At 60.6% G+C, this 10,861-nt stretch carries 12 protein-coding genes; 6 read left to right on the top strand and 6 right to left on the bottom strand.

Features of this window, described 5'->3' with window-relative positions; genetic code table 11:
• Positions 1-123 precede the first annotated feature (123 nt).
• A complete protein-coding gene (secB, locus tag FHS78_RS12675; RefSeq protein ID WP_167094736.1) occupies positions 124-624 on the top strand; it encodes a protein-export chaperone SecB in 501 nt (166 codons plus the stop codon).
• 9 nt (positions 625-633) lie between these two features.
• Here the strand turns inward: secB and dnaQ are convergent, their stop codons facing one another.
• The 6 genes from dnaQ to FHS78_RS12705 all read right to left on the bottom strand — a co-directional run bounded on the left by dnaQ (position 634) and on the right by FHS78_RS12705 (position 4,820).
• Positions 634-1,326: a DNA polymerase III subunit epsilon gene (dnaQ, locus tag FHS78_RS12680; protein ID WP_167094737.1), complete on the bottom strand. Its 693-nt coding sequence runs from the start codon at positions 1,324-1,326 to the stop codon at positions 634-636.
• 85 nt (positions 1,327-1,411) lie between these two features.
• The gene (locus FHS78_RS12685; protein ID WP_167094738.1) at positions 1,412-1,843 is read right to left on the bottom strand and encodes a VOC family protein; all 432 of its coding nucleotides are present in this window, start codon (positions 1,841-1,843) and stop codon (positions 1,412-1,414) included.
• A 28-nt stretch (positions 1,844-1,871) separates the two neighbouring features.
• A complete protein-coding gene (coaE, locus tag FHS78_RS12690) occupies positions 1,872-2,498 on the bottom strand; it encodes a dephospho-CoA kinase (protein ID WP_167094739.1) in 627 nt (208 codons plus the stop codon).
• A gap of 29 nt (positions 2,499-2,527) precedes the next feature.
• Positions 2,528-3,367, bottom strand: a complete 840-nt coding sequence (locus tag FHS78_RS12695; protein ID WP_167094740.1) for a shikimate dehydrogenase — start codon at positions 3,365-3,367, stop codon at positions 2,528-2,530.
• Positions 3,368-3,378: 11 nt separating this feature from the next.
• Positions 3,379-3,996, bottom strand: a complete 618-nt coding sequence (locus FHS78_RS12700) for a Maf family nucleotide pyrophosphatase (RefSeq protein WP_167094741.1) — start codon at positions 3,994-3,996, stop codon at positions 3,379-3,381.
• Positions 3,993-4,820 carry a pyruvate, water dikinase regulatory protein gene (locus FHS78_RS12705; RefSeq protein WP_167094742.1) on the bottom strand — a complete coding sequence of 276 codons (828 nt, stop codon included), beginning with the start codon at positions 4,818-4,820 and terminating at the stop codon, positions 3,993-3,995. The genes FHS78_RS12700 and FHS78_RS12705 overlap by 4 nt, the downstream gene beginning before the upstream one ends.
• Positions 4,821-5,355: 535 nt before the next feature.
• Between FHS78_RS12705 and hemE the strand changes: the two genes are divergently transcribed.
• The 5 genes from hemE (at position 5,356) to FHS78_RS12730 (ending at position 10,576) form a co-directional block, all read left to right on the top strand.
• On the top strand, positions 5,356-6,408 hold the full coding sequence (gene hemE / locus FHS78_RS12710; protein WP_343041973.1) for a uroporphyrinogen decarboxylase: 1,053 nt from the start codon (positions 5,356-5,358) through the stop codon (positions 6,406-6,408).
• A gap of 3 nt (positions 6,409-6,411) precedes the next feature.
• Positions 6,412-7,458, top strand: a complete 1,047-nt coding sequence (hemH, locus tag FHS78_RS12715) for a ferrochelatase (RefSeq protein ID WP_167094743.1) — start codon at positions 6,412-6,414, stop codon at positions 7,456-7,458.
• A 111-nt stretch (positions 7,459-7,569) separates the two neighbouring features.
• Complete coding sequence (gene hemJ, locus FHS78_RS12720; RefSeq protein ID WP_343041974.1) at positions 7,570-8,016, top strand: protoporphyrinogen oxidase HemJ; 447 nt, start codon at positions 7,570-7,572, stop codon at positions 8,014-8,016.
• 479 nt (positions 8,017-8,495) lie between these two features.
• Positions 8,496-9,767 (top strand): transcription termination factor Rho, encoded by a 1,272-nt coding sequence (gene rho, locus FHS78_RS12725; protein ID WP_167094744.1) that lies wholly within the window; start codon positions 8,496-8,498, stop codon positions 9,765-9,767.
• 116 nt (positions 9,768-9,883) lie between these two features.
• Positions 9,884-10,576, top strand: coding sequence for a PAS domain-containing protein (locus FHS78_RS12730; RefSeq protein ID WP_167094745.1), 693 nt, complete (start codon positions 9,884-9,886; stop codon positions 10,574-10,576).
• The last annotated feature ends 285 nt before the right edge of the window (positions 10,577-10,861 follow it).

Genomic DNA, 10,861 nt, shown 5'->3' on the forward strand with positions numbered 1-10,861 from the left:
ATGCGTTCTCCCGACCGCCTTCCGGGCGTCCTTGCCGGTCAACCCCATACGTGCTAGCCAGCAGCAAACCGGGGACAATCGATCCGCCGGCGCCAGCCTGTATTTTTAGGGGATTTACGAGAGATGGCCGACGACACCCAGACCGGACAGACTTCCGCAGACGCCGCGGCTCAGGCCGGTCCGCAACTTCGCGTCATGACGCAGTATGTGAAGGATATGTCGTTCGAGAATCCGAACGCGCCGAGCCTTCTCGGGCAGCTCCAGGGTCAGCCCAATATCGACGTTCGCGTCGATGTCGGCGTGCAGCGCATGGCAGATGCCGATTACGAGGTCGCTCTGAAAATCGGCGTCGATGCCAAGGTCGAAGGCAAGGCGCTCTTCCTCGTCGAGCTGGACTATGCCGGTCTCTTCCGTCTGGAGAACATTCCCGAAGACCAGCTCGAACCGGTGCTCGTCATCGAATGCCCGCGCCAGATCTTTCCCTTTGCGCGCCGCATGATCGCCGACGTCACCCGCGATGGCGGCTATCCCCCGCTGCTGCTCGACCCGATCGATTTCGTGAGCCTCTATCAGCAGCGCCGCGAACAGATGCAGGCCGAAGTCGCCGGCGCCAAGCCGAACTGAGGCCGACGTCTAGCCCTTTACCGATTGCCAGAGCGCATCCTCGCCCAGCGTGGCGATGAAGGCGTCATGAGCCTCCGCCTCTTCCGGCGTCAGCCGGGAGGGCAGGGCCTCGGGCCGTTGGCGGCGTTCGACCTGTTCCACCGTGCCCGCGCTATCGAGATCGAGCGCGGCGTCGAGTACGAGGCCGGGCTGCCTTCCGCCGCGCATCTCCAGATAGACTTCGGCCAGCAATTCACTGTCGAGCAGCGCGCCGTGAAAGGTGCGGCCGGAATTGTCGATGCTGAAGCGCCGGCAAAGCGCATCGAGATTGTTCTGCGCGCCGGGAAATTTGCGCCTGGCGATTTGAAGCGTGTCCACCGCGCGGGAGGCGGGAATTTCGGGACGCCCGAGCAGTTTCAGCTCCCAGTTGATGAAACCCATATCGAAGGTGGCATTGTGGATGACCAGCGGGTCGTCCGCGACAAAGGCCAGGAAATCGTCTGCGATATCGGCGAAAACCGGCTTGTCGGAAAGGAACTCCGAGGATAGTCCGTGTACGTTGAATGCCTCCTGCGGCATGTCGCGCTCGGGATTGATATAGACGTGGAAATTGTTTCCAGTCGCGACGTGGTTCAGCAACTCCAGGCAGCCAATTTCAACCAGCCTGTCGCCATCAGCCCAGGACAGGCCCGTCGTTTCCGTATCGAGCACGATTTCGCGCATAGGTTTCGCCCCGTTTCCCGCCGCGCGCGCGTCCCTTCGCGCGGGGCAGAGTGCAAATCAGTTCGGTTGAAAGAGTCTAGCGCGTTCAGTCGTCTTCCGAAATGTGGAAGGAACCGTCATCACCGATCACGGCATAGGGATTGAACGCAACCTCCCAGACATGGCCATCAGGATCGGCGAAATAGCCGGTATAGCCGCCCCAGCTTGCTTCCTGCGCGGCGCGCAGAATACGACCGCCCATCGTTTCCGCCTTGGCGAGCAGGCGGTCGACATCCTCACGCGAGCGGACATTATGCGCCAGCGCGATGCCGCTGAAACCTTCGCCGTAAGGAGCGACGCCCGCATCGGCGGCAAGATCGCTGCGCGGGAAAAGAGCCAGCGCGATGCCGTTCAGCTGGAAAAAGACGACCTGTTCGGTGCTGGCCTTTGCGGGTGTCAGGCCGAGCGAGACATAAAAATCCTTCGCGCGCGAAAGATCCGCGACACCGAGTGTGACGAGGCTCAGTCTCTGTTCCATTCGTCGTCTCCCCCTGTCCGGCTCGGGATCAGGCCTGAGGCAATCTCTCCCGAAGCACCTTGCCTTCGCGGCCTTTCAATGCCGCGACGATCTCTTTTACCTGCGCGGCGGCGTGGTCGAGACCCTTGTCGCTTTCCACGATGAAATCCGCGCGTTTGCGTTTTTCCTCATCGGCCATCTGCTTGGCGTGGATCGCGGCGAATTTCGCTTCGTCCATATCGGGCCGCGCCAATACGCGTTCCTTCTGGAGATCGTAGGGAGCGGAGACCACCACCACAACATCGACACGGGATTCACCGCCAGTTTCGTAGAGGAGCGGAATATCCAGTACGACCATTTCATGGCCCTCGTCCATGGACCGCTTCAGGAAATCGAGCTGGGCTTCACCGACCAGCGGATGGACGATGGCTTCGAGTTTCTTCATTTCGTCGGGCAGACCGACCACGCAGCGCGACAGGGCCTTGCGGTCCACCGCGCCATCGACGATCGCCTCGGGAAAGACTTCGCCGATGGGATCGACCGCCTTGCCGCCCTTGCCGTAAAGCTCATGCACGGCTGCGTCCGCGTCATAAACGGGCACGCCCAGATCGCGAAACATGCGCGCGGTTTCGGACTTGCCCATGCCGATGGACCCGGTGAGACCGATCAGCAGCATTGCGTTCTCCCTTCCAGGCTTGCGCCTTCCTATTCCCGGGCACCCATATCGCCCAGAACATGCGCCCGCAATTCGTCGGTGACCTCCGGCCGCGTACCAAACCAGGCCTCGAAGCCGGGCACCGCCTGATGCAACAACATGCCGAGGCCATCCACGACGGTGAAGCCCGCCGCTTTCGCATCGCGCAGGAGCCCGGTTTCGAGCGGCGTGTAGACGATGTCGGTAACCACGGCCTGCTTGGCGAGCGGCGACAGGTCGAGCGACAGGTCGTTTTCGCTCTTCATGCCCCGCGTGGTCGTGTTGACGAGAAGGCCTGCCCCGTCTAGCGCGCGGGGCAGCTCGTCCCATTCATATATATGTGCGTCGGCCAGGCCGATCTCGGTGACAAGCGCCTCGGCGCGCGCCCGGGTACGATTGACGATGCGTAGTTCCGGCGCGCCTTCTTCTTCCAGCGAAACCGCAATCGCGCGGGCCGCGCCGCCGGCGCCGATCATCACGACAGGCGCGGCGGCGGCGTTCCAGCCGGGCGCGCCCGATTTCAGATTGGCGATAAAGCCATAGCCATCCGTATTGCGGCCTTCGAGACCCTCATCCGTCGTCACGATGGTGTTCACCGCACGCAGGCGCTTTGCAAGCGCATCGTGCCGTGTGAGCAGGGCGAAAGCCGCTTCCTTATGCGGCACGGTTACATTCGCACCGACATAGCCGAGTTCGTTCAGCCGGGCGATCGTGTCCGCCAGCTTGTCCGGCTCCACGGCCAGACGCTCATAGAGAGCATCCGCCACACCGTATTTTTCGATCCAGAAATTGTGAATAAGCGGCGAGCGGGAATGAGCGACGGGCCAGCCGATGACACATGCCTTGCGCATTGCGGGACTCCTCAGGCGGGAACCGCGGCGAGGCGGCGCAGTTCGGCGAGCAGCGCCAGAAGCGGCAGGCCGAGAATGGTGAAATAATCGCCCTCGATCCGCTCGAAAAGCTGAACGCCGGGACCTTCTATCTGGTAGCAGCCAACGCTTTTCAACACTTCATCGCCCAGCCGGGCGAGATATTCCTCCAGAAAGGCGTCGGTGAAACCTCTCATGGTGAGCGTCGCGCGATCCGAATGACCCCAGATGATCGCATCGCCCTGCGCAATGGCGATACCGCCATGCAGGATATGCGGCTTGCCGCGGAAGAATTTCAGATTGGTCCGGGCTTCATCGAGGCTTTTGGGCTTGTCGAAGCGGCGGCCCTCGCAGCTCAGGATCTGGTCGGCGCCGATGACCAGTGCATCGGGACGTTTCGCGGCGACGGCGAGCGCCTTCGCTTCGGCCAGCTTCAGCGCCAGTTTGTCGGTCGCGAATTCTGTATCTCCAAGTTGTTCGCTTTTCGAGAATTCGTCTTTGATCTCATCCTCATCCACCTCGGAGGTGACGACCTCGAACTCGACGCCCGCCTGGGACAACAGCATGGCACGAACAGCACTACCGGATCCGAGGATAAGAGAACGGGTCATTGCGCAGCTCTCTGTCTGTCGGAATAGAGATTTAGAACGGCGGCGGCGGTCTCCTCGATGGAACGGCGCGTCACATCGATCACCGGCCAGCCATTGCGCGCATAGAGACGGCGGGCATAAGCCACTTCGTCCGATACGGCTTCCGGCGAAACATAGTCGGTATCCGTTTTCTCATGCAGCGAAAGGAGACGGTTCTTGCGAATCTGTATGAGCCGGTCCGGGCTCGTTGTCAGGCCTACGATCAACGGATGAGATGCGGTTTCCAGATCGGGCGGCAAGGGCGCACCGGGAACGATCGGAATATTGGCCGCCTTGATTCCACGATTGGCAAGATAGATGCAGGTCGGTGTCTTCGACGTGCGGCTGACCCCCAGCAGGATGATATCGGCATCGTCGAGATCGCCGGCCGACTGACCGTCATCATGCGACATGGTGTAGTTCAGCGCGTCGATCCGCCCGAAATATTCGGCATCCATCGCGTGCTGGGAGCCGGGCTTGTGGGAAATCTCCTTGCCGAGATAGCTGCCCAGCGCCTGCATGGCGGGATCGAGCACGGAGATACAGGGAACCTGCATTTCATAACAGCGCGCTTCCAGGCGTTTTCTCAGCTCGTCATTCACCATGGTGAACATCACGATACCGGGCGATGTTTCGATCTCGCTCAATACGCGCTCGAGCTGCTTGGGCCCACGGACCAGCGCATAGACATGCTCCACCGGCCGCGCATCCTCATACTGGGCACAGGCGGCGCGCGCCACGGCATTCAGCGTTTCGCCGGTCGCGTCCGATACGAGATGAAGATGGAAGATACGCTTGGAATTCATGAGCCTTTCCCGACAGGTGCGACAAACTATCGGTCCGGTTGCCGGCTTGCCAAGGTTTTTCGCTTGCCGCGCGAGCCCGGAAGGACCGGACACAACCGTGCATATATTGCGCCCGACCCTGTGGAAAACTGTGGAGAACGGGTGTAACCCGGCTTTCCGGGAACGGTATGACTTAGCCATACCCGCTTTGCTTTTTCGCTCCCCGGATTCATGAGTCCATGGAAAAACCCGCCGATACACTTCGGGGAATCGGGGAAAACCCGATTGTGCCGGTATGACCCACTAGTTATCCCCAGGCTTCACAGCCTGTGTGGAAAAGCAGCCCACATGCCAAGCCGCCGGGACAACAATGCTTTCCCTGTCTTGTCCTCTTCTGCGCACAGTCATCTTGAGATAGGAAGGGGTCGGGAAGGTTGCCGTCATGCGACATCCTTACCTGTGGATGAAAACGGGTGGCGTTTTGATCCCCGTCATCCACAGCCATCCACTATCCCCTACTATTTCAAGAATCTTTATTAGTAAGGAGAAAGAGCCTGTGAAAAACGGGACGGCAGCACCGAAGAAACGGCTTCTCAAGGCACTGGCAGGAGAGAAACCGGACAGGCCTCCTGTCTGGTTCATGCGGCAGGCCGGGCGATATCTGCCGGAGTACAAGCAGGTTCGCGGTGTCGCCGGGAGTTTCCTCAATCTTTGCTACAATCCCGAACTTGCCGAGGAAGTAACGCTTCAGCCCATCCGGCGGTTTGGCTTCGATGCGGCCATTCTGTTTTCAGACATTCTGGTTGTGCCGGATGCACTGGGTCAGGAAGTTGCTTTCAGGGAAGGCGAAGGACCGGTGCTTGAGCCCATTACGGAGCTCGGTCAGCTCGGCGATCTCGATCCTGGTGCGGTGAAGGAGCGTCTCGCGCCGGTTTACGAGACGGTGTCGCGGCTTTCCTCGAGCCTGCCGCGGGATGTGACCTTGATCGGTTTCGCCGGCGCGCCATGGACCGTGGCGACCTATATGGTCGGCGGGCGCGGCTCGCCGGATCAGGGTGCAGCCAAGGCGTGGGCCTATCGAGCGCCGGATGAATTCCAGCAATTGATCGATCTTCTGGTCGAGGCAACTGTCGTGCATCTTTCCGCACAGGTGGAGCAGGGCGCGGAGGCCATCCAGATCTTCGATACCTGGGCAGGCTCGCTGCCGGATCTTTCGTTCCGGCGTTTCGCGCTGGAGCCGATGAAAGCCATAACGGCGAAGCTGAAGGCAAGATATCCCGATCTTCCAGTGATCGCATTTCCGCGCGGTGCCGGGCCGATGGCCGAAACCTATTTCCGGGAGACGGGTGTCGATGCACTGAGCCTCGATACCGGCATGCAGCTTCACTGGGCCCGCGAGCGGCTTCAGTCTCTCGGCTGCGTCCAGGGCAATCTCGATCCGCTACTCCTGGTCGCAGGGGGAGAGGAAATGAGGCGGCAGGCAACCTATATCCTCGAAGAGCTCGGGGACGGTCCGTTCGTTTTCAATCTGGGTCATGGCATCGTGCCGCAAACCCCGCCGGACCATGTCGCCGAGCTTGTGGAGCTTGTGAAGAACTGGAAGGCCTGAGGCATGTCTGAAAACGCACGGCGCAAGGTGGCGATCGTTCTGTTCAATCTGGGCGGGCCGGACAGTCCGGACGCAGTGCAGCCTTTCCTGTTCAACCTGTTCAACGATCCCGCGATCATTCGTCTGCCGAACCCTTTTCGCTGGCTGATCGCGAAGCTCATTTCTTCGCGCCGCGCGCCGGTCGCGCGCGAGATCTACGCCAATCTGGGCGGTCGGTCGCCGCTGGTGCCGGAAACGGAAGCACAGGCCGCGGCCCTGGAAAAACTGCTCGGTCCGGAGATGGAAGCGAAATGCTTCATCGCCATGCGTTACTGGCATCCCTTCGCGGACGAGGCCGCGGCGGCGGTGAAGGTCTGGGGCGCGGACGAGATCGTGCTCCTGCCGCTCTATCCGCAATATTCCACGACGACGACGGAGAGCTCGCTCAAGGATTGGGACCGGGCGGCGAGGGCCGCCGGACTTGCCGTGCCGACACGCGCCGTCTGCTGTTATCCGGAAGCGGAGGGGTTCATCGCGGCCTATGCCGATCTGCTGAAGGCGAAGCTGGACACGTTCGAGGACAAATCGTCCGTACGAATCCTTTTTTCCGCGCATGGCCTGCCGAAAAAGATCGTCGATCAGGGCGATCCCTATCAGGCGCAGGTCGAGCAGAGTTGTGCGGCACTCGTGAAGGCGCTTGGCATCGAAAATCTCGACTGGCGAGCGAGCTATCAGAGCCGTGTAGGGCCGATGGAATGGATCGGGCCCGCGACCGACGATGAGATCGAAAAGGCAGGTGCCGAGGGCAAGAGCCTGATCGTCCTGCCGATTGCCTTCGTGTCCGAACATTCCGAGACGCTGGTCGAACTCGATATCGAATATGGCGAGCTGGCTGCGAAAGCGGGTGTCCCGCGCTACGAACGGATCGCGACGGTCTCCGGTCATCCGGCTTTCATCGAAGCGCTGGCGAGGCTGGTGCGCGATGCGCGGGCGCATGAGGGGGTGTTGTGTCCCGAAGACGTTGCCGGGCATCCCTGTACCAGGGATGTGCCGCTCAAAAGCGTTGCCTGATCGACGCCGAGTGCTTGTTCGCCGCCGGGACCGGGGATAGGGTGCGGCCGCTGCGACCTGTACTTGCCATCCGACTTTGCCTTATCGAGCCCGCTCAAGGACGTTTCCCCCGTGCAGAATTTCCTTATCGATGCCTATGATTGGCTGCGCGCCCTGCATGTCGTTTCGGTGATCTTCTGGATGGCGGGCATGGCCTATCTGCCGCGGCTTTTCGTCTATCACCGGGAGAGCGAGGTCGGCTCCGACAAGTCGGAGACCTTCAAGGTGATGGAGCGCCGGCTGCTGCGCGGGATCATCAATCCGGCGATGATCGCGACTTTCGTCTTCGGCATTCTGATGCTGGTTGCGGTGCCGGACTGGCTGAGCCAGCCTTGGATGCACGCAAAGCTCTTCCTGATCCTGCTCATGTCTGCATTGCATGGCTTTTTCGCGCGCTGGCGTAAGCAGTTCGAGCGCGACGAGCGGCCCTATACGAGCCGTTTCTTCCGGATCGTCAATGAAGGTCCGCCTACCCTGGTGATCTTCATCGTGATCCTGGTGATCGTGAAGCCGTTCTAGGAGCGGCTATCGGTCGGGCTGATTGGCAAGAAACCGGATTGAAACTGCGGGCATCTGCGGTTATATGTTGCGTGGATAGCCGGGAGACCGGTTTCCTTCCTTATCGTCCTTTCCGGACCTCCGGGTAGTCCGACCGGTCTGCCGGGTGGTTCCAAGAGCACGAAATCGCTGAATATCCCGCCGGATTTCACGCGATATGGTGGCAGGAAAGGCATCGACGCCCGGATCAGGGGCGATCTCCCGACAATCGACCGATTACACACGCCCGCCCATAAAGGTTTCAGTTCCGGAAGGCCTCACTTTCCAGACCATCGCCGACAGAATGCCCCGCTTGCGAGTATCGAGCGCCCGGCGCCAAGGCAGAAAACCTCATTTCCCAGCCCGGTCGCTCCTCGAAAAGAGGCAAGGCCGTTCCAACACCATAGACGCTATGTCCGCGACCCCTGACGGGCCGGATGCGGAAAAAAGAGACGCCGAAAATGTCTGAAACGCAGATCAAGCTGCAAGACCTCAAAGCCAAATCTCCGACGGAACTGCTTTCGCTTGCCGAGGAGCTGGAGGTCGAGAACGCCTCGACGCTCAGGACGCAGGACATGATGTTCGCGATCCTGAAGCAATATGCCGAGCGCAATGTGGACATTATCGGCGAAGGCGTGGTGGAGGTGTTGCCGGACGGCTTCGGCTTCCTGCGCTCGCCGGAAGCGAATTACCTGCCGGGTCCGGACGATATCTATGTTTCGCCCTCGCAGATCCGCCGCTTCTCGCTGCGGACGGGCGACACCGTCGAAGGCGATATCCGCAGTCCCAAGGAGGGCGAGCGTTATTTCGCGCTCCTCAAAGTCAATTCGATCAATTTCGAAAGCCCGGACAAGGCGCGTCACAAGGTCCATTTCGATAATCTGACGCCGCTCTATCCGGACAGCCGCCTGGAAATGGAAGTCGAGGATCCGACGCTGAAGGACCGTTCCTCGCGGGTGATCGACATCGTGGCGCCGCTCGGCAAGGGCCAGCGAGGGCTCATCGTCGCGCCGCCGCGGACCGGTAAGACGGTGCTGCTGCAAAACATTGCGCACTCCATCACAACCAACCATCCGGAAAGCTATCTGATCGTGCTGCTGATCGACGAGCGGCCGGAAGAAGTGACCGACATGCAGCGTTCTGTGAAAGGCGAGGTCATCTCCTCGACCTTCGACGAGCCGGCGCAGCGCCATGTGCAGGTCGCCGAAATGGTGATCGAAAAGGCCAAGCGCCTGGTGGAGCATGGCCGCGATGTGGTGATCCTGCTGGACTCGATCACCCGTCTGGGCCGCGCCTACAACACGGTGGTGCCGAGCTCCGGCAAGGTGCTGACCGGCGGTGTCGACGCCAATGCGCTGCAGCGCCCCAAGCGCTTTTTCGGCGCGGCGCGAAACATCGAAGAGGGCGGGTCGCTCACCATTATCGCCACGGCGCTCATCGATACCGGCAGCCGTATGGACGAAGTGATCTTCGAAGAGTTCAAGGGTACGGGTAACTCCGAAATAATCCTCGACCGCAAGATTGCCGACAAGCGCGTCTTCCCGGCGATCGACATTCTCAAATCCGGCACCCGCAAGGAGGAGCTGCTGGTCGAAAAGGCCCAGCTCCAGAAGATGTATGTGCTGCGCCGCATCCTGAACCCGATGGGGACGGTGGATGCCATCGAATTCCTGCTCGACAAGCTCAAGCAGACCAAGAGCAACGACGAGTTCTTCGACTCCATGAATACCTGACCGGCCGATCCGGAAACCGGGTGCGAAATGCCGGTTTCCGGGATTGTCGGATTAACAGTTTGGCACGAATTCCCGCCTAGAGTTGCGTGTGTTGGCACTAGGGGGCGTGGGCGGCCATGGCGGGGAATCGTGTAGGCGGAAATACGGCCGGGGGCGAGGTCGCATCCCCAGCCTGGGTTACACGCGTTCTCAGCCGGGAATATCTCGCCGGTGCCACCGTCGATCTCCAGAGCGACAGATCTTCGACGCCCGAGATTTATGCCGGGGTAAGACTTACCGGTGCCGGGCACCAGTTTCTGGCCTGGTGGCAGGAAGCGCGCGGTGCCGGGCCCATTCCCGCGGCGGATGCCGTCAGCCCGAGAGCTCTGCGCCAGATCCTCCCCTATATCCGCTATATGAGTTGGGAAGGCCCCGAAAAGCTCGTCTTCCGTATCTACGGTTCGGCGCTTGCCGAAGCGACGGGGTTCGATCTTACCGGGGTCGATCTTTTCGGCCTGGGCGATTATCCGACCCGCCATCTCGACATTTCACGGCTCAGAATGCTTCACGATATGCCTTGCGGCCTCGTCATGCTGCGCGAGATGCGCGGGTTCGACGGCAGCACGCATCTTTGCGAGCTGGTGACCCTGCCCATCGCGCCGGCCGCGGATGGCAAGCCGCGCATCATCGGCACCATTGTCCCCGTGGAGATCGAGGAAGATATCTGGACGAAGAAACTCAGAATGGATCGGGAGCCGGAGCTGAAACGCGCGGTCTTCATCGACACAGGGTATGGCGTTCCCGATCCGTTGCTCGGGATGGAATGCTGAGGCGGCGTGAAGAACTGTGAGCTGGTGAAGACCTAGAACCGTGCCTCATCGGTACGGTAATGCTGACCGGTCGCCGACGGCACCCGGACCAGGAGGTCAGCTATGTAGGAAACATATCCTCGAGGCGTGCGATCTTAGTCGATCTTGATTGTGGTCTTTCCGGCCAGTTCTCCGGATAGAAGCGTAACATCTAGTGGATTGATTCCAACGTTTGGAACCCTCGGTTTCTGGCGGCGATGATTTGATCGGGGTCAGCCTTCCAGACGAAGGGTTTTGGGTTTTCGG

The sequence above is a fragment of the Parvibaculum indicum genome (genome assembly GCF_011762095.1).
Classification (GTDB): Bacteria; Pseudomonadota; Alphaproteobacteria; order Parvibaculales; family Parvibaculaceae; genus Parvibaculum; species Parvibaculum indicum.

Coding starts and splice junctions, on each gene's coding strand:
- secB (WP_167094736.1), top strand. CDS start 124: ATGGCCGACGACACCCAGACCGGACAGACTTCCGCAGACGCCGCGGCT.
- dnaQ (WP_167094737.1), bottom strand. CDS start 1,326: ATGCGCGAAATCGTGCTCGATACGGAAACGACGGGCCTGTCCTGGGCT.
- FHS78_RS12685 (WP_167094738.1), bottom strand. CDS start 1,843: ATGGAACAGAGACTGAGCCTCGTCACACTCGGTGTCGCGGATCTTTCG.
- coaE (WP_167094739.1), bottom strand. CDS start 2,498: ATGCTGCTGATCGGTCTCACCGGGTCCATCGGCATGGGCAAGTCCGAA.
- FHS78_RS12695 (WP_167094740.1), bottom strand. CDS start 3,367: ATGCGCAAGGCATGTGTCATCGGCTGGCCCGTCGCTCATTCCCGCTCG.
- FHS78_RS12700 (WP_167094741.1), bottom strand. CDS start 3,996: ATGACCCGTTCTCTTATCCTCGGATCCGGTAGTGCTGTTCGTGCCATG.
- FHS78_RS12705 (WP_167094742.1), bottom strand. CDS start 4,820: ATGAATTCCAAGCGTATCTTCCATCTTCATCTCGTATCGGACGCGACC.
- hemH (WP_167094743.1), top strand. CDS start 6,412: ATGTCTGAAAACGCACGGCGCAAGGTGGCGATCGTTCTGTTCAATCTG.
- rho (WP_167094744.1), top strand. CDS start 8,496: ATGTCTGAAACGCAGATCAAGCTGCAAGACCTCAAAGCCAAATCTCCG.
- FHS78_RS12730 (WP_167094745.1), top strand. CDS start 9,884: ATGGCGGGGAATCGTGTAGGCGGAAATACGGCCGGGGGCGAGGTCGCA.